Genomic DNA, 20,040 nt, shown 5'->3' on the forward strand with positions numbered 1-20,040 from the left:
ACAAGGAGCGGGAGGGATTCTAGCCAAATAAATTCAACGGATAAACAAGCACCAGGGAACTTTGTCAGGATTTGTGAATCTAATCACCCCCTAAAATGCGCAAACGCTTGCTATTTGTGCGTTTGTGGTGACAAGGTGCTGCCTCGTTTGGCAACCATGATGATCAGGATCATCACCGGAATGCCGAGCAGACTGGTGCCGATGAAGAAGTGGCTGTAGCCGATCTGCTCCACCACGCGACCAGAAAACCCCGCCAGCAACTTGGGCAGCAACAGCATGATGGAGCTGAACAGGGCGTACTGGGTGGCGGAGAAGGCTACGTTGGTGAGGCTCGATAGATAGGTTACAAACGCAGCCGTCGCTATGCCGGCGCTGAGGTTGTCCAGCGAGATGATCAGAGTCAGCAGCTCCAGGTTGTGGCCCACTTCGTTGAGGAGAGCGAACAGCAGATTGGTGCTGGCGGTCAGCACGGCGCCGAGGAACAGGATGCGCAGGGTGCCAAAGCGCATCACCAGCACGCCCCCGAGCGCGGCTCCCACCAGCGTCATGATGACACCATAGACCTTGGTGATGGTGGCCACTTCCGTCTTGCTGAACTGCAGATCCACATAGAAGCTGTTGGACATCACCCCCATCACCACGTCCGAGATGCGATAGCAGGCGATAAGCCCGAGGATCAGCAGGGCCGAGGAGCCGTAGCGGCGAAAGAAGTCGGCGAAGGGACACCAGATGGCCTCGTAGGTCCAGGCCCCCAGCCCGGCCAGCGTGGGTGACCAACCCCGTGCCAGCAGGGTAGCCTTGCGCGCCATCTGCTGCTCGTCCTGACTCTTGAGATCGATCTGCGGCTCGTGACTCATCAGGGTGGTGAGGATGCCAAGAGACATCAGCCCTCCCATCAGCAGATAGGTGAGCTGCCAGCCGCGATAGTCATAGCCGCTGTTGCTGCCGAGCCAGGCCGCCAGCGCCAGCGCCCCCGCTCCCGCCATGATCATGGCGAGTCGATACCCCGTCATATAAGAAGCGGCCATGGCCGCCTGCAGCCGCTCGGGAGCGGATTCGATGCGATAGGCATCGATGACGATGTCCTGGGTGGCAGAGGAGAAAGCCACCAGCAGGGCGAAGAGGGCCAGTTGGGCGAGCTGGGTCTTGGGATCGCAATAGGCCATCCCCACCAGGGAGAGGGCGATCAGCACCTGGGAGAACAGCATCCAACTGCGTCGTCGCCCAAGCAGCCGTGACAGCAGGGGCAGGGGCAGCCGATCCACCAGGGGCGACCACAGCCACTTGAAACCGTAGGCCAGTGCAACCCAGCTCATGTAACCGATGTCGGTCAGGCTGACATCCGCCTCGCGCAGCCAGAACGAGAGGGTGCCAAAGACCAGCAGCAAGGGCAGGCCGGAGGAGAATCCCATGGCGAACAGGATGAGTACCCGCGCTTCCAGATAGACGGCGAGGGCATCTCGCCAGCGGGTGGCGCGGCCCGGTGTGTGGCTGGGCGGGCGGAGATTGTTCAACAGCCTGACTCCTCTGGGAAAAGGGGGTCATTTTGTCAGGTTCGGCAGGCGTAGCCAAGGCAAGCCGAGTGGCGGGCGGCAGGTTTCAGGGACGTGAGCCGATGCAGTGGTGCGGGCAGGGGCCCCCGTCGGCGAGAAAATTGGCGCAGGCCATGAGTTGCAGGCGCAGCGCGTCATCACAGAGGAGGCGCTGCTCATCCCACAGGTGCAGGCTGTGAAGCAGATGCCAGAACACTCCTTCCTGTGCGTTGGCGGGGGTTTTGTCCATGGGGATCACGCAGAGCGCCTGCCAGTGGGAGAGGAGCTGCCAACTCAAGTCTTCCAGCTGCTGATAGGGAATCTTGCGTGCCAGAAAATGGCGAACCGCCTGGGCCAGCGGGCCGGCGTGTTGGGTTATGTAATCATGACAGGTCACCGGCTCCTCCTTCTGGTTCTGCTCCCCGATGCGTGGCACACATCGGGGAGCAGAGTATAGAAAAAGAGACCGGTGACCCGTTCAGGGACGCGGTGGAATGTGATCCGGGCCGCGTTATTTGTCCGCGAGCAGCACCACTTTCTTCAGGATGATGGGGCTGGTGGGGACGTCGTTGGCACGCAGGATGGAGCTGTAGCCGGTCTGGACCTGGGCCAGTTTGTCCAGCACCTCCATCCCCTTCACGACCTGGCCGAACACGGTGTAACCGGCGCCGGCATTGGCGTTGAGGTTGTCGTTGTCCACCAGATTGAAATAGAACTGGCGAGTGGCGCTGTCGACCGCCTGGGTGCGGGCCATGGCGATGGTGCCGCGCTTGTTGGGCAGGCCGCCTCTGGACTCGTTGACCACGGGATCGAAGGTCGGCAGGGGCTGGAACTGCTGGTTGTAGCCCCCACCCTGCACCACGAAGTTCTGGATCACCCGGTGGAACAGGCTGCCGTCATAGCTGCCGTCTGCCACGTAGCGCAGGAAGTTCTTCACGGTCTGGGGCGCCTGTTTGGGGGCCAGCTCCACGACGATGGTGCCATGGTTGGTCTCCATCTGGACTTTTTGACCGGCAAAAGCCAGGGGGGCGATCAGGGTGACCAGTAACCAGAGTTTCTTCATTTATATATCCTCGCTCAGCTCGGCTGACCCTTGAGATAACCGCGCAGCGCCTCGTCGGCCATGATCTGCTGCAGCACGCTGCCCAGCTGCTGGTTCAGAGTGGATTCCAGATCGGCCATGCTCGGTTCGCCCGGGCCCTCCTTGCTGGAGGACATGTTGAACTGCTTGGTCAGCTTGCTGCCCTGGAAGTCCGCAATCACCTGCAGGCTGACGCGGGACTTGGTGACATAGGTGAAGGTCTTCTCTTCCACGGTGACGGCGGCAGTGGAGATGGCCAACGTCAGGTTGGTGGTGCCGCTGTTGCCCACTTCCAGGCCCTGGCTGCGCAGCCCTTCCGCCAGTTTTTCAGCCAGCAGGCTGTTGAGAGGCTGACTGCTGTTCACCAGCACAGGAGCCTTCTCTTTCTTCTTGATGGAGAAGACATAGGCGGCTTCACGCTTGTCCACCCCTTCCATGGTGATGCGGTTGCCGGAGTAGTACTGCTGGTTGGAGGGGATGACTTGCGGGTTGAGCAGGGCGCTCTCGGGCCAGTGAGTAGCACAACCGCCCAATACCAGAGCGGCCAGCAGCAAGAGTGACTTTTTCATCATGGGTTTCCTTTAGCTTTATCTTTAGCGTTTGATGGCTTTCAAAATAACGAATTTGCTGTTCGACGCAACGACTTGTGCGTTGCCAAACAGGCGCTTGAGTTTGTTGTGATAGTCCAGATGACGGTTGCCTACTATCCAGAGTTCGCCCCCCTGAGGCAACACCCGGTGGGCGTCGCTGAACATCTGCCAGGCGATGTGATCGGTGATCGCCTGCAACTGATGGAAGGGGGGATTGCAGAGGATCCTGTCCGCTGCCCCGACGGGAACGTCATCGAGACAGTTGTTGACCATGAAGTGGGCACGGGGCAGGGCATCGGGCAGGTTGTGCTCGACGTTGAGCCGTGCGGACGCCACCGCCATCCGGGATTCGTCGATGAAGGTCACCTCCACCTCGCTGTCCCGCGCGAGCAGGGAGAGCCCGAGCACGCCGTTGCCACAGCCCAGATCGATCACCCTGCGGGCACTGTGGATGGGCAGGTTGTCCAGCATGAAGCGGGCGCCGATATCCAGGCTGGTGCGCGAGAACACGTTGGCATGGTTGTGGATGAGCATGTCGGTGCCTTCCAGCGGCCAGACGGTCGGGAAGGGACTGGTCAGGGACGGGCGCTCGGCGGCCGGGGTGCAATGAATGAGGCGCGCCTTCTTCCAGGCGAGCGAGGTGCGGGTCTCCCCCAGATACTTTTCGAACAGCTTGAGGGTGGAGGTGTGGATGTCCTTGGCCTTGCCGGCAGCAATGATGCGGGTCGCAGGGGTCACGACCCCGCGCAGGGCAAGCAGTTGCTGCTCCAGCAGCGCCTGATACTTGGAGACCTTGATCACCACCAGGGCGGGGGCATCGGGCAGGGGGGCCAGGGCATCCTGCAGGGTGATGGAGTGGGGATCCAGCCCGTTTTCCGCCAGGTTGGCCAGGGTGGCCCGCTCGCTGATGTGGGAGTCGGTCACGCAGACGGGGGCGTGGGCATGCAGGTAGCCTGCCAGGGCACCGAAGCCGTCGTTCATGATGATGACGGGGCCGTCAGGTGCCTGCTGCGATTCGGCAAGGTGGCTTATCAGGTACTCGTCCGCCGCATCCCAGGCCTGCAGGGGGTCCTGGCTCTGCCGTGGGTAACGATACAGGGTCAGGCGGCAGTGGGCCGTGTCGAGCAGGGTTTGCATAGGCAAGAGTCCAACGTGTGATTGATGAATGGCGACCGTCTGCCCCGTGTTGCCCGGCAGCGGTGAAAGTGGCGCTATTCTAGCGGCGGCGGAGAAATTCACCAGTCCGGTGCGGCGAGAGCGAGCGGATCCTTCGTACCTGATGCATCGGGCGCACAACCCTGGCTACAATGGCCGGATATTCAACGAGGAGTCCTTACCGTGAGCATGCAACAACAGATAGAGGCCAAGCTGGCCGCCGCGCTCTCCCCGAGCCACCTGGAAGTGATCAATGAGAGCTACATGCACAGGGTGGCACCGGGCTCCGAAAGCCACTTCAAGGTAGTCGTGGTGAGCCAGGCGTTTGAGGGACAGCGTTTGCTGGGTCGCCATCGTCAGGTGAACGGGGTGCTGGCCGACGAGCTGGCGGGAGCCATTCATGCATTGGCGCTGCATACCTATACCGAATCCGAGTGGCAGGCCAGGGAGCAGGCGCCAAAGACGCCGGGTTGCGTCAGCAAATCCCCCTTTGCGTGAGCCGTTGGACCTTCTGATGGCGCCTTCCTCGGGCCATTAACAGCGCTATCACGAATGGTGTGCCGCCAGGGATGAGGGGTGTAACATTATTTTTTCTAATCCTTTTCCTTACGCCTGAAAAATACCTCTATATGGTTGGTTTTGCGAAAAGTCCTTTAAAACCACGGTTTGCAAGGACGTGCGCGAAATATTCAGTGAAGGTTAATTTTGTGATAGGGCGGGGATTTTCCCCATTTGGCGTGGCGGCTAACTCGCCTAAGGTGGTAAACTCAGGCGCTTTTGAATGATCCTGTATGTTGCTGATTTGTTTATTTCTTCGACAGCTTTCCGCGATGTTGACGGGCTCATTCAACAACTCGTCGTGATGTATTTCTCGGCGCTAACCAACCTGTCTTCCCTTAACGGTAGTGCAAGTGAGTATGATTACAATTAAAAGAGGACTGGACATCCCCGTGCTGGGTGCTCCGGAGCAAGTAATCTACGATGGCCCGGCCATCACCCGTGTTGCTACACTCGGCGAAGAGTTCGTGGGGATGCGTCCTACTATGTTTGTCAAAGTAGGTGATCGCGTCATTAAAGGTCAGGAGCTCTTCGAAGATAAGAAGAATCCCGGCGTTAAATTCACGGCCCCTGCCACCGGTGTGGTTTCTGAGATCAACCGTGGTGCCAAGCGTGTTCTCCAGTCCGTCGTCATCGACATCGATGGGTCCGACGAGCAGGTGACTTTTGAGCATTTTGCCTCCGCCGAGCTGGCACAGCTCGAGCGCAGCAAGGTGCAGGAGATCCTGGTCGCATCAGGCCAATGGACCGCGCTGCGTACCCGCCCGTTCAGCAAGGTGCCGGCCGTGGGCTCCACCCCGCGCGCCATCTTCGTCACCGCCATGGACACCAACCCGCTGGCCGCCAGTGCGGAGCTGATCATCAAGGAACAGGCCCAGGCCTTCCTCGACGGTCTGGCCGTGCTGACCCGCCTGACCGATGGTACCGTCCACGTCTGCAAGGGCGAAGCCAGCCTGCCGCACTCCTCCTTGGCCCAGGTCAAGGAAGCCGTGTTCGTCGGTCCGCATCCCGCCGGTCTGCCGGGCACCCACATCCACTTCCTGGATCCGGTCGGTGCCAACAAGGTGCAGTGGCACATCAACTATCAGGACGTGATCGCTTACGGCAAGCTGTTCACCACCGGCCAGATCTTCACCGACAAGGTGATCGCCCTGGCTGGCCCGAACGTCATCAAGCCGCGTCTGCTGCGTACCCGCCTGGGCGCCAGCCTTAGCCAGCTGACCAACAACGAGCTGCGTGCGGACGAAAATCGCATCATCTCCGGTTCCCTGCTGAGCGGTGCCAAGGCCGAAGGGGTCCATGACTACCTGGGTCGCTTCCACAACCAGGTGAGCGTGCTGGGCGAAGGCCGTGAGAAAGAGTTCATGGGCTGGGTCAAACCCAGTGCCAACAAGTTCTCCATCACCCGTACCACCCTCTCTCACCTGATGAAGGGCAAACTCATCAACTTCACTACCACCACCAACGGTAGTGATCGCTCCATGGTGCCTATCGGCAACTATGAGCGTGTGATGCCGCTCGACATCCTGCCGACCCTGCTGCTGCGGGATCTGATCTCCGGTGACACCGACAGCGCGCAGGCGCTCGGCTGCCTGGAGCTGGATGAGGAAGATTTGGCGCTCTGTACCTTCGTCTGCCCCGGCAAGACAGAGTACGGCCCCGTCTTGCGTGAGTGCCTGACCAAGATCGAACTGGAAGGTTAAGCGATGAGTTTCAAGCAACTTCTTGAAAATATGGAACATCACTTCGAGCCGGGTGGCAAGTACGCTAAGTACTATGCCCTGTTCGAAGCGGCGTACACCCTGTTTTATACCCCGGGTTCCGTGACCCGCAATGCCGCCCATGTCCGTGATGCGATCGATCTGAAGCGCATGATGATCATGGTGTGGCTGGCTGTGTTCCCGGCCATGTTCTGGGGCATGTACAACGTCGGCAACCAGTCCATCGCCGCCATCGCCCACATGGGCAGCGCGGCCGGTGCCGATTCCTGGCAATACGCCCTGGCCACCCTGTTCGGTGCCTCGCTGGATCCGGCCGTCGCCGGCATCGGCAGCAAGATGCTGATCGGTGCGGCGCACTTCTTCCCGATCTACATCACCGTCTTCATCGTCGGTGGTTTCTGGGAAGTGCTGTTCGCCATGGTGCGCAAGCACGAGATCAACGAAGGCTTCTTCGTGACCTCCATCCTGTTCGCCCTGATCGTGCCGCCCGAGCTGCCCCTGTGGCAAGCTGCCCTGGGTATCACCTTCGGTGTGGTGCTGGCCAAGGAAGTGTTCGGTGGTACCGGCAAAAACTTCCTGAACCCGGCGCTGGCGGGTCGTGCCTTCCTGTTCTTCGCCTACCCGGGTCAAATCTCCGGTGATGCGGTCTGGGTTGCCGTTGACGGCTTCTCCGGCGCAACCGCACTGAGCCAGTGGGCCCAGGGCGGCCAGATGGCGCTGATCAACGGTGCCACCGGTGAAGCCATCAGCTGGATGGACGCCTTCCTTGGCAACCTGCCCGGTTCCATCGGTGAAGTTTCCACCCTGATGATCCTCATCGGCGCGGCCATGATCGTCTACATGCGCATCGCCTCCTGGCGCATCATCGCCGGCGTCATGGTCGGCATGGTTGCGACCTCCCTGCTGTTCAACGTCATCGGTTCCGATACCAACCCCATGTTCAGCATGCCGTGGCACTGGCACCTGGTGCTGGGTGGCTTCGCGTTCGGCATGGCCTTCATGGCGACCGACCCCGTCTCCGCTGCCTTCACCAACAAGGGCAAGTGGTGGTATGGCGCCCTGATCGGCGTGATGGTGGTGCTGATCCGGGTAGTGAACCCCGCATTCCCGGAAGGCATGATGCTGGCCATTCTGTTCGCCAACCTGTTTGCCCCCTTGTTTGACCATTTCGTGGCACAGGCGAACATCAAGCGGAGGATCGCACGTGGCGTTTAATAAAGACTCTACTACCGGCACCCTCGCCGTAGTGACCGGTCTGTGTCTGGTTTGCTCCATCGTGGTCTCCGTGGCCGCCGTGGGTCTGCGTCCGGCCCAGCTGGAAAACAAGGCGCTGGACAAGCAAAGCAACATCCTGTCCGTCGCCGGCGTCGACATCAGCGCCGTGGCCAAGCGTGACCTGGCCCAGCTCTATGGCGACAAGATTGAAGCGCGTCTGGTGGATCTGACCACTGGTGAGTTCGTTGACGGCGACGCCGACAACTTCGACACCAAGGTCGCCGCCAAGGATCCGGCCAAGAGCATCCGTCTGGCCCCGGCCGACGACAAGGCCGGCCTGCGTCAGATCTCCAAGCTGGTTCCCGTGTTCTTCGCGAAAGATGCCGAAGGCAAGGTCGACAACATCATCCTGCCGATCTACGGCCAGGGTCTGTGGTCCACCATGTATGCCTTCGTAGCGGTCGCGGCCGACGGTCAGACCATCAAGGGCATCACCTACTATGACCATGGTGAAACCCCGGGTCTGGGTGGCGAGATCGAGAACCCGGCCTGGCGCGAGCTGTTCGTCGGCAAGAAGCTGTTCGACCAGAACGGTCAGCCTGCGCTGCGGGTGATCAAGGGCCATGCTCCGGCTGGTTCCGAGCATGAAATCGACGGCCTGTCTGGTGCAACCCTGACCGGTAATGGTGTACAGCACACCTTCGACTTCTGGATGGGCCCCAAGGGCTTCGGTCCCTTCCTGGCCAAGGTACGTGCAGGAGAAATCAACAATGGCTGACAAGAGCGAAATGAAAAAGTTGCTGTTGACGCCTGTGCTCGGCAACAACCCCATCGCACTGCAGGTGCTGGGTGTCTGTTCCGCGCTGGCCGTTACCAGCCAGATGAAGACGGCGTTCGTGATGACGCTGGCCGTTACCGCGGTCACCGCCTTCTCCAACCTGTTCATCTCTCTGATCCGCAACCAGATCCCGAACAGCGTGCGGATCATCGCCCAGATGGCGGTGATTGCCTCGCTGGTTATCGTGGTTGACCAGGTGCTCAAGGCGTATGCCTATGACATCTCCAAGCAACTGTCGGTGTTCGTCGGCCTCATCATCACCAACTGTATCGTGATGGGTCGTGCCGAAGCCTACGCCATGAAGAGTGCCCCGCTGCCCTCCTTCCTGGACGGTATCGGCAACGGTCTGGGTTATGGCGCCGTGCTGCTGACCGTGGCCACCGTGCGCGAGATCCTGGGTTCCGGCACCTGGTTCGGCATCGAACTGCTGCCGCTGGTGAACAATGGTGGCTGGTATGTGCCCAACGGCCTGCTGCTGCTGCCGCCGAGTGCGTTCTTCATCATTGGTCTGATCATCTGGGGCGTGCGCACCAAGGATCCCAAGCAGGTGGAGGCGAAGGATTAAGGTATGGAACACTATATCAGTCTGTTGATTCGCTCGATCTTCATCGAGAACCTGGCGCTCTCCTTCTTCCTGGGGATGTGTACCTTCCTGGCGGTGTCCAAGAAGGTCAAGACCGCCATGGGTCTGGGGATTGCCGTTATCGTGGTTCAGACCGTGGCCGTCCCGGCCAACAACCTGATCTACAACTACGTGCTCAAAGACGGTGCCCTGGTATCCGGTCTGGATCTGAGCTTCCTGAGCTTCATCACCTTCATCGGGGTGATCGCGGCCCTGGTGCAGATCCTGGAGATGGCGCTGGACAAGTATTTCCCGGCCCTCTACAACGCCCTCGGTATCTTCCTGCCGCTCATCACCGTGAACTGCGCCATCTTCGGCGGCGTCTCCTTCATGGTGCAGCGTGACTACAACTTCGTGGAGTCCGTAGTCTATGGCGTGGGGTCGGGTGCAGGCTGGATGCTGGCCATCGTCGCGATGGCGGGGATCCGCGAGAAGATGAAGTATTCCGATGTTCCGGAAGGCCTGCGCGGCCTCGGCATCACCTTCATCACCGCGGGTCTGATGGCGCTGGGCTTCATGTCCTTCTCTGGTATTTCCCTGTAATCGGAAAGGAAATATAGATGGAAATTATTTTGGGTGTGGTCATGTTCACCGTGATCCTGCTGGCCTTGGTGGCAGTCATTCTGTTCGCCAAGTCCAAGCTGGTGACCGCCGGTGACGTGACAATCAGCATCAACGGCGACCCGGCCAAGGCTGTGACCAGCCCGGCGGGTGGCAAGCTGCTCGGCGTGCTGGCCGGCAGCGGTATCTTCGTCTCCTCCGCCTGCGGCGGCGGCGGCTCCTGTGGTCAGTGCAAGGTGCGGGTGAAGTCCGGCGGCGGCGATATCCTGCCGACCGAGCTGGATCACATCAGCAAGGGCGAAGCCCGTCACGGCGAGCGTCTGGCCTGCCAGGTCACCGTGCGCTCCGACATGGACATCGAGCTGCCGGAAGAGATCTTCGGCGTGAAGAAGTGGGACTGTACCGTCATCTCCAATGACAACAAGGCCACCTTCATCAAGGAGCTCAAGCTGCAGATCCCCGATGGGGAGAGCGTGCCGTTCCGCGCCGGTGGTTATATCCAGATCGAAGCCCCTGCCCACCACGTGCAGTACAAGAACTTCGACATTCCCGAGGAGTATCGCGGCGACTGGGATCGCTTCAAGATCTTCGAGCTGGAGTCCAAGGTCAACGAGCCGATCATCCGTGCCTACTCCATGGCGAACTATCCGGAAGAGTTCGGCATCATCATGCTGAACGTGCGGATCGCGACCCCGCCGCCCAGCAACTGGACCGCTCCTCCCGGCCAGATGTCCTCCTACATCTTCAGCCTGAAGGCGGGGGACAAGGTGACCATCTCCGGTCCGTTCGGCGAGTTCTTCGCCAAGGACACCGATGCCGAGATGGTGTTCATCGGCGGTGGTGCGGGCATGGCGCCGATGCGCTCCCACATCTTCGACCAGCTGCGCCGTCTGAAGACCAAGCGCAAGATGAGCTTCTGGTATGGTGCCCGTTCCAAGCGCGAGATGTTCTATGTCGAGGACTTCGACATGCTGGCGGCCGAGAACGACAACTTCCAGTGGCACGTCGCCCTGTCGGATCCGCAACCGGAAGACAACTGGGACGGCTATACCGGCTTCATCCACAACGTGCTCTATGAGAACTACCTCAAGAACCACGAGGCGCCGGAAGATTGCGAGTTCTACATGTGCGGGCCTCCCGTGATGAACGCGGCCGTCATCAACATGCTGAAAAATCTCGGCGTTGAAGACGAAAACATCCTGCTGGATGACTTCGGTGGTTGATCCATGCACAGCGTTGTAAAGACCTGGCTAGCCTTCGGGCTAGCCTTTTTCTTGACGGGGTGCGGTCAGGAAACGGTCCAATCCAAGCCGGAGATCCACATCACCGGCAGCACCATGGGGACCTACTACTCCATCAAGGTGGCGGATGACGCCGTCAAGGATGGGGCCAAGTTGCAGGCGGAGGTCGACGTCCTGCTGGAGCGGGTCAACGATCAGATGTCGACCTATCGCCCGGATTCCGAGCTGTCACGCTTCAACCAGCACAAGAGCAATACCCCTGTGGTGGTTTCCCGCGATACCGCGCGGGTGGTGACCGAGGCCATTCACATTGGCCGCGAGAGCCGCGGGGCGCTGGACGTCACCGTCGGGCCTCTGGTCAATCTGTGGGGCTTTGGGCCGGATGCCAGACCGACCAAGGTGCCGTCCGACGAGCTGATCGCCCAGACCCGGCAGAAGACGGGCCTTGGCAATCTGCATGTGATAACCTCTGCCGATGCCGATACCCTGCAAAAGGACATCCCGGACCTCTACGTGGATCTCTCCGCCATTGCCAAGGGGTTTGGCGTGGACAAGGTGGCCGAGTACCTGGAGTCCCAGGGGGCGCGCAACTATCTGGTGGAGATCGGCGGCGAGCTGCGCATCAACGGTGTCAACGGCAAGGGGCATCCCTGGCGTGTCGCCATCGAGAAGCCGACCGTCAATGCCGGTTCAGTACAGGAGGTGATCCTGCCCGGTGACAACGGGGTGGCCACCTCGGGCGAGTACCGCAACTATTACGAGCTGGACGGCAAGCGCTTCTCCCACACCATGGATCCGCTGACGGGCAAGCCCATCCAGCACCGCCTGGTGTCGGTGACCGTCATCCACCCCTCCTGCATGACTGCAGACGGGTTGGCCACGGCGCTGACCGTCATGGGACCAGAGAAGAGCCTGGCCTATGCCAAGGAGCGGGGCCTGGCGATCTTCGTGATCACCAAGACGGACGACGGCTTCGAGGAGACCTACTCGGATGCCTTCAAACCCTATTTGGTCAAGAAGTAAGGGGTAACGACATGCAGATTTTTCTGATCACCTTCGGGGTGTTTCTGGCGGTGGTGGTGGCCATGGCCATCGGCTACATCTTCCAGAAGAAGAGCATCTCCGGTTCCTGTGGCGGCCTGGGTTCCATCGGAATCGAGAAGGAGTGCGACTGCCCCGAGCCTTGTGACAACCGCAAGAAGAAGATGGCCAAAGAAGAGGCCCGTCGCAAGATGCTGGTGGACAACCGCATCATCTAACGGTGGATATCGCTCTGAAGGCAGCCTTGCAACGAAACGAGCCGACCCCTGGGTCGGCTCGTTTTTATATGTGGCATGGGGTCAGTAGTCATATTGGCTGCATGCCTTTGCCTTGAACTCTTTCTTTCGCTTTGCCAGCTCTTCCCTGGTGCCCAGTTCATCTCCCTGCCTGATGGCGGTTTCCAGTATCTCGATGCGCTTGTACAGCCAGCTGCATTCGGCTGTCGGGTGATCCTTGGCCATGGTCGCTAGCGGCAACAGCAGCAGGCAGAGCCCCGCCCGGATGATGCTCATGCTTCTCCTCCTTGAGTCTCGTGTGGATGTGGCCTTGAGAGTCTATGCCGCCGCGCCCGCGCGCAGACTGGTAGAAATGACAGGCTTGGGGTAGCATGGAACGTCCAACTGGTTATCCATACAGTATTTTTGGCGTTCGACATGTCTCCTCGCCGGATGCCCAGGGTCTATCCCTATGATCTGTTCGGGAGGCTGTCGACACAGCAACAGACACGGCCATGCGCAAGATCATTCACATCGACATGGACTGCTTCTTCGCCGCGGTGGAGATGCGGGACAACCCGGCCCTCAGGGAGGTGCCGCTCGCCATTGGTGGCGCCGCCGACCGACGCGGGGTCATCTCCACCTGCAACTACGTGGCGCGCCGCTTCGGGGTGCGCTCCGCCATGCCGAGCGCCCTGGCCAGAAAGCTTTGTCCGCCATTGGTGCTGATCCCCGGGCGGATGGCCGTCTACAAAGAAACTTCGCGCCAGTTGCGCGCCATCTTCCTGCGCTACACCGAGCAGGTGGAGCCGCTCTCCCTCGATGAAGCCTATCTCGACGTGACCCAGAGTCCCCGCTGCGGTGGCAGCGCCACCATGATGGCGGCGGAGATCCGCGCCGCCATCAGCGCCGAGCTTGGGTTGACTGCCTCGGCCGGTGTGGCGCCGAACAAGTTTCTGGCCAAGCTCGCCTCGGAGCAGCGCAAGCCTGACGGCCTGTTCGTCATCCGCCCCCAGGAGGTGGACGAGTTCGTGCGTCAGCTCCCTCTTGGCAAGTTGCCCGGCATCGGCCGCAAGACGGCAGAGCGGCTGGAGTCCCTCGGGCTGTATTCGTGCGAAGATGCCCGCCAGCTCGGCAACGAGGAGCTGATCGCCCGTTTCGGCAAGCTCGGGGAGATGCTGGCCGGCCGCATCTGGGGGCATGACGATCAGCCGGTGCAGGCCAGGCGGGTGCGCAAGAGCATCGGTGTGGAGACGACGCTCGCCAGCGACGTGCTGGACGAGGACGCCTGCTGGCAGGTGCTTAGCCGGCTCATTCCCGAGCTGGAGCAGCGTTTTGCCAAGGCCTGCCCTGCGGAGATGCTGATGGGGCAGGGGATCAAGCTGAAGTTTGCCGATTTTCACCAGACCACCGTTTATCGCAAGGGGAGTTATCAGGCGGCCCGCTTCCACGATCTGCTGCACGAGGGACTGCAACGGGCTCAAGGAAAGCCCATTCGCCTGCTCGGTCTGGTCGTTGGTTTGCCCGGAGCGGGTGAAATCAATCAATTAAGCCTGGATTTCTGCTGATTTAGTTAAGTTTTTGTATCCAAAACCGATATAGTGTTCACATCTGTAGACGCTAGGAAATAGTGGCATGAGTTCTCTTTCTGTTCAGGGACGGATCACCCTGATCGCCGGTTGCTGTCTGCTGGCCAGTGCCGTCGCGCTGGTGGCTTCTTCTCTTTTCAACGCGGCCCGCATGCAGGAGCAGGTGCTCACCTCCACCACCCTGGAGGGGCAGCACGCGGCAGAAAACTGGATGCAGGCCATGGGAGCGACCCAGGCAGCCCGGGTGACCAGCTACCTTGACGAGGCTTACTTCAGGGCGACCCTGCTTGCCGAGGGTATCTTGTTCCAGCGCAAGAACGCGGCCGACAACTTCGTTCACTCCGAGGCGCTGCGCAATGCCGTCAACCAGCAGTTGCAGGATGCGGCGGAGTCGTCAGCGAACCTGCTCGGTGTCTATGCGGTATTCGAACCCAACCAGCTCGACGGGGAGGATGACAACTATCAGGGGTCGACGGCGCTCGGCGCCAACGACAAGGGGCGTTTTTCCAGCTATTGGGCCAGGGTCGATGGCAAGGTGACCCTGGAGGTGATGGACGAGGCGATACTGGCCAACGACAAGCCCTCCGGACACGGCGGCCTTGAGAACGACTGGTACAGTTGCAGCATCCGCAGCAAGGCGCTCTGTCTGCTCGAACCCTATGTGGACGAGGTGGGGACCCAGCAGGTGTTGATGACCTCGGTAACCGTGCCGCTGCTGGACCAGGGCTCCCTGCTTGGCATGGTGGGGGTCGACATCTCCCTGGGGACCCTGCAGAGCCTGGTGGAAGAGATGGGCCGGACCCTCTACAAGGGGCAGGGCAAGGTGCTTCTGCTCAGCAGTGAAGGGCGGGTGGCCGGCGTGGAAGGGTTCCCGGTCGCCCTTGGCAATCTGCTGGAGCAGCAAGGGCTGGCGCAGGATCTCAAGGGGTGGCTGACCAAGGGAGATGTGGTGACGCGCTGGAGCCCGGATGGCGCACTGTTGCAGACCTTCGTGCCGGTCAGCATGCGCGGTACGGATCGCAAGTGGGGCACCTATATCGAGCTGCCCCGCGCCGTGGTGCTCGCCTCGGCCCTGCAACTGCAAGGGGAGCTTGAGGATCAGGCCCAGCGCAGCGTGGCCACCCAGCTCACCATAGGTGGCGGGATTTCGGCGCTCGCCCTGCTCTGCATCTGGCTGATGGCCCAGCGCATCGTGGCGCCCATCCGCGCCGTGGTGGCACGCCTCAAGGACATCGCCAGCGGGGAGGGGGATCTCACCCAGCGCATCGATCTGCGCAGGGATGACGAGATAGGCGAGCTGGCCAAGTGGTTCAACAAGTTTCTGGACAAGCTGCAGTCCACCATCAGCGAGGTGATCGACACCGTTGCGGGCACTCGGGCCAGTGCGGCCCTGGCGGCGCAAGGGGCAGCCCGTACCAGCGCCGGCATGCAGTCCCAGTATCAGGAGGTGGATCTGGTGGCGACCGCGTTTGAAGAGTTGAGCGCTACCGCCCTGCAGGTCGCTGGCAATGCCAATGCGGCGGTGGCGGCGGCCGATGAGGCCGACACGGCGGCCCAGGAGGGCAAGTCCGTGGTGGCGCAGACCCAGGAGGCCATGTCCAGACTGATGACGGTGATAAGCGATGCCAAACCAGTGGTGGAGCACCTCTCTGCCAACAGCGACAACATCAACGACATCCTGGTGGTGATCCAGGGGATTGCCGAGCAGACCAACCTGCTGGCTCTGAACGCGGCCATCGAGGCGGCCCGAGCCGGTGAGCAGGGGCGCGGTTTTGCGGTGGTCGCCGACGAGGTGCGCAACCTGGCGGGCCGAACCCAGAACGCCATCGTCGAGATCCAGAACCTCATCGGCCAGTTGCAGTCAGGGACGGAGGCGGTGGTGAAGGCGATCCTGACCGGTCATCACCAGGCGGATCTGACCCTCACCAAGGTGGAGCAGTCGGTCAGCGTGCTGGAGCAGATCATCCAGGCTGTCGGCACCATCCACCAGATGAACGAGCAGATCGCGAGGGCCGCGCAGGAGCAGAGCGGAGTGGCGGACGAGATCAATCGCAACGTCAGCAACATTCGCGATGTGAGCCATACCATTCGAGCGGAAGCGGCGACCTCCGCCGACAACGGGCGCGAGCTGTCGCAACTGGCGGACAAGCAGCAGCAACTGGTGGGCCAGTTCCGGGTGTAGGGGAGGATAAGAAAAAAGGCGCCATCCAACCGGAGGCGCCAAACACATTCAGATGACAGACTGGGTTAAATCGACCTGATTTAGCCCTTCTTCCCGCAGAGGAAGAAACACAACACCACAATCACTGTCGACTCACTCACAAAAACCACATGTAAACCAACATGGAAGAGAAGGTGTGAGCCATATGACAACGAATTGCGTGGCGAATTATGTTTATTCACTGGTCGACCCGCAACCGACAATTTATAATGCGCCCCATTAGAAAAATTCATCGTCGGCCGATTCCATGTCTCGTCGTTTACCTCCGCTCAATGCACTGAAAGCGTTTGAAGCCGCGGCTCGTCACTTGAGCTTTACCCGCGCAGCAGAAGAGCTGTTCGTGACCCAGGCAGCCATCAGCCACCAGATCAAGGCGCTGGAGGAGTATCTCGGCATCAAGCTGTTTCGCCGCAAGAATCGCTCCCTGCTACTGACCGAGGAGGGGCAGAGCTACTTCCTCGATATCAAGGACATCTTTGCCTCCATCTCCGAGGCGACTGACAAGCTGCTGGCCCGCAGCGCCAAGGGGGCGCTCACCGTCTCCCTGCAGCCGAGCTTCGCCATCCAGTGGCTGGTGCCCCGACTGGTCAAGTTCAGCGAACGCCACCCGGACATCGATGTGCGGATCAAGGCGGTGGACATGGACGAGGGCTCCCTCACCGACGACGTGGACGTGGCCATCTACTACGGCCGCGGCAACTGGCCGGGGCTGCGCTCGGACAAGCTGCACACCGAGTACCTGATCCCGGTCTGCTCCCCCCTGCTGCTGACCGGCCCCAAGCCCCTGCGCACCCCGGACGATCTGACCCGTCACACCCTGCTGCACGACACCTCCCGGCGCGACTGGAAGGCCTGGTTCCGCCAGCTCGATATCGACGCGCCCAATGTCAATCAGGGGCCCATCTTCAGCCACTCCACCATGGTGATCCAGGCGGCGATCCACGGTCAGGGGGTGGCGCTCGGCCACAGCGTGCTGGCCCAGCCGGAGATCGAGGCGGGTCGTCTCATCTGCCCGTTCGAGCAGGTGCTGGTGAGCAAGAACGCTTTCTATCTGGTGTGTCAGGAGCAGCAGTCCGATCAGGGCAAGATAGTGGCCTTCCGTGACTGGATGCTGGAACTGGTGGAGCAGGAAGAGGCCCGCAGGCGTGCCCGCCTTGCCGATGCCTGAGGAGTTGACCTGGTGACTGACCTGACAAGAGAGGGGGCGAGTGACGCCCCCGTTCGCATTCTGCTGGCCCACGGCGCGGGGGCGGGCATGGAGCACAGCTTCCTGGCCGAGTTGTCGCGACTGCTGGCGGGGCCGGAGATCGAGGTGGTGCGCTTCAACTTCCCCTACATGACCAAACGGGCTCAGGACGGCAAACGCAGGCCGCCGGACAGACAACCCGTGCTGCTGGCCCACTGGCGCGAGATGGTGCGTCAGTTTGCCCATCCCCGGCTGTTTCTGGCGGGCAAGTCCATGGGGGGGAGGATGGCGGCCGAGCTGTTTTGCGAGGGGGACGACGAGATGGATGCTGCAGGATTGATCGTTCTCGGGTATCCTTTCCACCCCCCGGCCAAGCCCGACGCATGGCGGGGCGAGGTGCTCAAGCTGATCACGACGCCCACGCTGCTGCTGCAGGGGGAGCGCGATACCTTCGGTTCCCGCGCCGAGCTGGCCGATTTCCCCTTCTCACCCGCCGTATCGGTCCACTGGCTGACCGACGGGGATCATGGTTTCAAACCGAGAAAGGCGAGCGGCATGAGCGAGCAGGAGAACCTGCGACTGGCCGCGGAGCGGATCAAGGGTTTTATCGCGGCGGTGGGCCGCTCCTGACCATCTCGAGCGGGTCGATAGAAGAAGCGTGCAAGGAGAGAAGATGCAGATCCAACGACATTGGCTGGTGCTGGCGGGCTTCTTCGGCCTGACGGCCACCATGCTCGGGGCCTACGGCGCTCATGGGCTGGCGGCGGCCGGCATCGCCCCTTCGTTGCTGGCGGCGTTCAACACCGCCGTGCAATACCAGTTTTTCCACGCCCTGGCCCTGCTGGTGCTGGGGTTGTGCGGTGTGCGCGGCAAGGTGATCACCTTCGCGGGCGCCGTCTTTGTGCTGGGGATCCTGGGATTCTCCGGCAGTATTTACGCCATGGTGCTGCTTGGCAGCAAGGGGCTGGGGCTCATCACCCCGGCCGGTGGCCTCTGTTTTATGTTGGGATGGGCGGCTCTGATGTGGGCCGGCTGTCGTCTTGGAGGAAAGAATGAATAATCTGCTGCTTTATTGCCGCCCGGGTTTTGAGAAAGAGGCGGCGGCAGAGATCACCGAGCGTGCCGGCAACATGCAGTGCTACGGCTTTGCCCGGGTCAAGGACGACAGCGGCTATGTGATCTTCGAGTTGTATGACGAGGAGCAGGCCGATCTGCTGGCGCGCAAGCTGCCGTTCCGCGAGCTCATCTTCATTCGCCAGATGCTGGTGGTGACCCACGAGCTGAAAGATCTGGAAATAAGCGATCGGGTCTCTCCCATCCTGGAGGCGGCGAGTGGCTACGCCATCTGCGGGGATCTGCGGGTGGAGACGGCCGACACCAACGAGGCGAAGGAGCTCTCCGCCTTCTGCCGCAAGTTCACCGTGCCGCTTCGCCAGGCGCTGCGCAGCAACGAGATCCTGACCAAGAAGGAGACCCCGAACCGTCCCGTGTTCCACGCCTTCTTCCTGGCCAATGACCACCTGATGCTGGGGTACTCCTACTCCTTCAACAACTCCGCCTTCCACATGGGGATCCCGCGCCTGCGCTTCCCGGCCGATGCCCCGAGCCGCTCCAGCCTCAAGCTGGAAGAGGCGTTCTACGTCTTCGTGCCGAAGGAAGAGTGGGACTTGCGCCTGTGCTCCGGCCTGAAGGCTGTGGATCTCGGCGCCTGCCCGGGTGGCTGGACCTATCAGCTGGTGCGTCGCGGCATGATGGTGACGGCGGTGGACAACGGCATGATGGCCCAATCCCTGATGGACACAGGTCAGGTGAAGCACATCCGTGACGATGGTTTCGTGTGGCGGCCGAGCAAGAAGAATACCTACTGGCTGGTGTGCGACATGGTGGACAAGCCTGCGCGAGTGACCCACATGGTGGCCGACTGGTTCAGGGAGAACGACTGTCAGGAAGCCATGTTCAACCTCAAGCTGCCGATGAAGAAGCGCTATGCCGAGGCGGTGCACAACATCGAGGTGCTGCGCGGACTGCTGGCGGAGATCGACAGCGGCTTCATCATTCAGGCCAAGCAGCTCTATCACGATCGCGAAGAGATCACGGTGCACGTCTACAACAAGTTCTGGGTCTCCAAGCTGTCCCCCAAGTCCTGAAGCAGCATCGGGAACAGGGCATGAAAAAACCACCGGACGACGACGTCCGGTTTTTTTGTGTCTGGGCCATCAGAAGCGGTAGTCCAGACGCATCATGGACTCGTCGTCGGTGATCTTCAGCTCAATTTGCAGGGGAATGGTCTTGTCACTGGGGTTGAACTGCATCTTGACGCCATCCCCGCGAAGCTTGACCGAGGTGTTGATGCCGCCAGCGTTGAACTTGATCCTGGGCTTTTGCTTTTCGAAGGAGAGGCTGACGCTCTTCTCTGCCGTGAGGTTCAGCTTCTGATAGGGGGTGACCTGCCGATTGCCGTTGCTGTCGGTGGTGATATCCACCCCCAGAGAGAGCGGCTTGGGCTGTTTGAGCAGATCGTTGGTATCCAGGGTGGATTGCCAGGTCTGCTTGGCTGGCGCCTCGTGCTGGGGGGGCGGCGTCAACCAGGCATTGTCGACTGGCCTGTCTAATGCAGTGGCACTGCTGCTGACAATCAGCAAGATGAAAGTAGCACGCATGGTGGATCTCCTTA

22 protein-coding genes are annotated in these 20,040 nt (G+C 61.0%); 15 read left to right on the top strand and 7 right to left on the bottom strand.

What is annotated here, in order from left to right; translation table 11 throughout:
- Positions 1-110: 110 nt before the first annotated feature.
- From ACPW74_RS02875 to ACPW74_RS02895, 5 genes are all read right to left on the bottom strand, one after another.
- On the bottom strand, positions 111-1,514 hold the full coding sequence (locus tag ACPW74_RS02875) for an AmpG family muropeptide MFS transporter (protein WP_048208191.1): 1,404 nt from the start codon (positions 1,512-1,514) through the stop codon (positions 111-113).
- 85 nt (positions 1,515-1,599) lie between these two features.
- Positions 1,600-1,929 (bottom strand): hypothetical protein, encoded by a 330-nt coding sequence (locus tag ACPW74_RS02880; RefSeq protein ID WP_052816331.1) that lies wholly within the window; start codon positions 1,927-1,929, stop codon positions 1,600-1,602.
- A gap of 114 nt (positions 1,930-2,043) precedes the next feature.
- Positions 2,044-2,595, bottom strand: a complete 552-nt coding sequence (locus tag ACPW74_RS02885) for a peptidylprolyl isomerase (protein WP_010673361.1) — start codon at positions 2,593-2,595, stop codon at positions 2,044-2,046.
- Between the two features lie 14 nt (positions 2,596-2,609).
- Positions 2,610-3,182, bottom strand: coding sequence for a YajG family lipoprotein (locus ACPW74_RS02890; protein ID WP_039040711.1), 573 nt, complete (start codon positions 3,180-3,182; stop codon positions 2,610-2,612).
- Positions 3,183-3,206: 24 nt separating this feature from the next.
- Entirely contained in the window at positions 3,207-4,340 is a 1,134-nt protein-coding gene (locus ACPW74_RS02895) for a methyltransferase (RefSeq protein WP_052816330.1), read from the bottom strand.
- Positions 4,341-4,547: 207 nt separating this feature from the next.
- Here ACPW74_RS02895 and ACPW74_RS02900 point away from each other — a divergent pair, with 207 nt between their 5' ends.
- From ACPW74_RS02900 to nqrM, 9 genes are all read left to right on the top strand, one after another.
- Positions 4,548-4,856: a BolA family protein gene (locus ACPW74_RS02900; protein WP_010673364.1), complete on the top strand. Its 309-nt coding sequence runs from the start codon at positions 4,548-4,550 to the stop codon at positions 4,854-4,856.
- Between the two features lie 419 nt (positions 4,857-5,275).
- A complete protein-coding gene (locus ACPW74_RS02905; protein ID WP_201890136.1) occupies positions 5,276-6,619 on the top strand; it encodes a Na(+)-translocating NADH-quinone reductase subunit A in 1,344 nt (447 codons plus the stop codon).
- A gap of 3 nt (positions 6,620-6,622) precedes the next feature.
- Positions 6,623-7,852, top strand: coding sequence for an NADH:ubiquinone reductase (Na(+)-transporting) subunit B (locus ACPW74_RS02910; RefSeq protein ID WP_010673367.1), 1,230 nt, complete (start codon positions 6,623-6,625; stop codon positions 7,850-7,852).
- On the top strand, positions 7,842-8,630 hold the full coding sequence (locus tag ACPW74_RS02915; protein ID WP_039040709.1) for a Na(+)-translocating NADH-quinone reductase subunit C: 789 nt from the start codon (positions 7,842-7,844) through the stop codon (positions 8,628-8,630). Before ACPW74_RS02910 ends, ACPW74_RS02915 begins: the two co-directional genes overlap by 11 nt.
- A complete protein-coding gene (locus ACPW74_RS02920) occupies positions 8,623-9,255 on the top strand; it encodes an NADH:ubiquinone reductase (Na(+)-transporting) subunit D (protein ID WP_005303545.1) in 633 nt (210 codons plus the stop codon). The genes ACPW74_RS02915 and ACPW74_RS02920 overlap by 8 nt, the downstream gene beginning before the upstream one ends.
- Positions 9,256-9,258: 3 nt before the next feature.
- Positions 9,259-9,855, top strand: a complete 597-nt coding sequence (gene nqrE / locus ACPW74_RS02925; protein ID WP_005303538.1) for an NADH:ubiquinone reductase (Na(+)-transporting) subunit E — start codon at positions 9,259-9,261, stop codon at positions 9,853-9,855.
- A 17-nt stretch (positions 9,856-9,872) separates the two neighbouring features.
- Positions 9,873-11,096, top strand: a complete 1,224-nt coding sequence (nqrF, locus tag ACPW74_RS02930; RefSeq protein WP_042074778.1) for an NADH:ubiquinone reductase (Na(+)-transporting) subunit F — start codon at positions 9,873-9,875, stop codon at positions 11,094-11,096.
- 3 nt (positions 11,097-11,099) lie between these two features.
- Positions 11,100-12,137 carry an FAD:protein FMN transferase gene (locus ACPW74_RS02935; protein ID WP_425858552.1) on the top strand — a complete coding sequence of 346 codons (1,038 nt, stop codon included), beginning with the start codon at positions 11,100-11,102 and terminating at the stop codon, positions 12,135-12,137.
- 11 nt (positions 12,138-12,148) lie between these two features.
- On the top strand, positions 12,149-12,373 hold the full coding sequence (gene nqrM / locus ACPW74_RS02940) for a (Na+)-NQR maturation NqrM (protein ID WP_425858553.1): 225 nt from the start codon (positions 12,149-12,151) through the stop codon (positions 12,371-12,373).
- A gap of 81 nt (positions 12,374-12,454) precedes the next feature.
- Here nqrM and ACPW74_RS02945 read toward each other — a convergent pair whose 3' ends face one another.
- Positions 12,455-12,667: a hypothetical protein gene (locus ACPW74_RS02945; protein ID WP_039040708.1), complete on the bottom strand. Its 213-nt coding sequence runs from the start codon at positions 12,665-12,667 to the stop codon at positions 12,455-12,457.
- A 218-nt stretch (positions 12,668-12,885) separates the two neighbouring features.
- Between ACPW74_RS02945 and dinB the strand changes: the two genes are divergently transcribed.
- The 6 genes from dinB to rlmM all read left to right on the top strand — a co-directional run bounded on the left by dinB (position 12,886) and on the right by rlmM (position 19,513).
- Positions 12,886-13,938: a DNA polymerase IV gene (gene dinB, locus ACPW74_RS02950; protein WP_119197399.1), complete on the top strand. Its 1,053-nt coding sequence runs from the start codon at positions 12,886-12,888 to the stop codon at positions 13,936-13,938.
- Positions 13,939-14,005: 67 nt separating this feature from the next.
- Positions 14,006-16,141 carry a methyl-accepting chemotaxis protein gene (locus ACPW74_RS02955; RefSeq protein ID WP_254231690.1) on the top strand — a complete coding sequence of 712 codons (2,136 nt, stop codon included), beginning with the start codon at positions 14,006-14,008 and terminating at the stop codon, positions 16,139-16,141.
- A gap of 286 nt (positions 16,142-16,427) precedes the next feature.
- Entirely contained in the window at positions 16,428-17,348 is a 921-nt protein-coding gene (locus ACPW74_RS02960) for a transcriptional regulator GcvA (protein ID WP_029313926.1), read from the top strand.
- A 12-nt stretch (positions 17,349-17,360) separates the two neighbouring features.
- Positions 17,361-17,996, top strand: a complete 636-nt coding sequence (locus tag ACPW74_RS02965) for an alpha/beta fold hydrolase (RefSeq protein WP_201890140.1) — start codon at positions 17,361-17,363, stop codon at positions 17,994-17,996.
- A 43-nt stretch (positions 17,997-18,039) separates the two neighbouring features.
- Positions 18,040-18,426: a DUF423 domain-containing protein gene (locus tag ACPW74_RS02970; protein ID WP_201894473.1), complete on the top strand. Its 387-nt coding sequence runs from the start codon at positions 18,040-18,042 to the stop codon at positions 18,424-18,426.
- The gene (rlmM, locus tag ACPW74_RS02975; RefSeq protein ID WP_042864272.1) at positions 18,419-19,513 is read left to right on the top strand and encodes a 23S rRNA (cytidine(2498)-2'-O)-methyltransferase RlmM; all 1,095 of its coding nucleotides are present in this window, start codon (positions 18,419-18,421) and stop codon (positions 19,511-19,513) included. The genes ACPW74_RS02970 and rlmM overlap by 8 nt, the downstream gene beginning before the upstream one ends.
- Before the next feature lie 69 nt (positions 19,514-19,582).
- On the opposite strand, the gene ACPW74_RS02980 is transcribed toward rlmM, so the two are convergent.
- A complete protein-coding gene (locus ACPW74_RS02980) occupies positions 19,583-20,026 on the bottom strand; it encodes a hypothetical protein (protein WP_041211281.1) in 444 nt (147 codons plus the stop codon).
- Positions 20,027-20,040 lie beyond the last annotated feature (14 nt).

The organism is Aeromonas sp. INTO2 (assembly GCF_049860605.1).
GTDB classification, from domain to species: domain Bacteria; phylum Pseudomonadota; class Gammaproteobacteria; order Enterobacterales; family Aeromonadaceae; genus Aeromonas; species Aeromonas caviae.

Coding starts and splice junctions, on each gene's coding strand:
- dinB (WP_119197399.1), top strand. CDS start 12,886: ATGCGCAAGATCATTCACATCGACATGGACTGCTTCTTCGCCGCGGTG.
- nqrF (WP_042074778.1), top strand. CDS start 9,873: ATGGAAATTATTTTGGGTGTGGTCATGTTCACCGTGATCCTGCTGGCC.
- ACPW74_RS02890 (WP_039040711.1), bottom strand. CDS start 3,182: ATGAAAAAGTCACTCTTGCTGCTGGCCGCTCTGGTATTGGGCGGTTGT.
- ACPW74_RS02960 (WP_029313926.1), top strand. CDS start 16,428: ATGTCTCGTCGTTTACCTCCGCTCAATGCACTGAAAGCGTTTGAAGCC.
- ACPW74_RS02910 (WP_010673367.1), top strand. CDS start 6,623: ATGAGTTTCAAGCAACTTCTTGAAAATATGGAACATCACTTCGAGCCG.
- ACPW74_RS02935 (WP_425858552.1), top strand. CDS start 11,100: ATGCACAGCGTTGTAAAGACCTGGCTAGCCTTCGGGCTAGCCTTTTTC.
- ACPW74_RS02905 (WP_201890136.1), top strand. CDS start 5,276: ATGATTACAATTAAAAGAGGACTGGACATCCCCGTGCTGGGTGCTCCG.
- ACPW74_RS02895 (WP_052816330.1), bottom strand. CDS start 4,340: ATGCAAACCCTGCTCGACACGGCCCACTGCCGCCTGACCCTGTATCGT.
- nqrM (WP_425858553.1), top strand. CDS start 12,149: ATGCAGATTTTTCTGATCACCTTCGGGGTGTTTCTGGCGGTGGTGGTG.
- ACPW74_RS02920 (WP_005303545.1), top strand. CDS start 8,623: ATGGCTGACAAGAGCGAAATGAAAAAGTTGCTGTTGACGCCTGTGCTC.
- ACPW74_RS02970 (WP_201894473.1), top strand. CDS start 18,040: ATGCAGATCCAACGACATTGGCTGGTGCTGGCGGGCTTCTTCGGCCTG.
- ACPW74_RS02945 (WP_039040708.1), bottom strand. CDS start 12,667: ATGAGCATCATCCGGGCGGGGCTCTGCCTGCTGCTGTTGCCGCTAGCG.
- rlmM (WP_042864272.1), top strand. CDS start 18,419: ATGAATAATCTGCTGCTTTATTGCCGCCCGGGTTTTGAGAAAGAGGCG.
- ACPW74_RS02955 (WP_254231690.1), top strand. CDS start 14,006: ATGAGTTCTCTTTCTGTTCAGGGACGGATCACCCTGATCGCCGGTTGC.
- ACPW74_RS02980 (WP_041211281.1), bottom strand. CDS start 20,026: ATGCGTGCTACTTTCATCTTGCTGATTGTCAGCAGCAGTGCCACTGCA.
- nqrE (WP_005303538.1), top strand. CDS start 9,259: ATGGAACACTATATCAGTCTGTTGATTCGCTCGATCTTCATCGAGAAC.
- ACPW74_RS02900 (WP_010673364.1), top strand. CDS start 4,548: ATGCAACAACAGATAGAGGCCAAGCTGGCCGCCGCGCTCTCCCCGAGC.
- ACPW74_RS02885 (WP_010673361.1), bottom strand. CDS start 2,595: ATGAAGAAACTCTGGTTACTGGTCACCCTGATCGCCCCCCTGGCTTTT.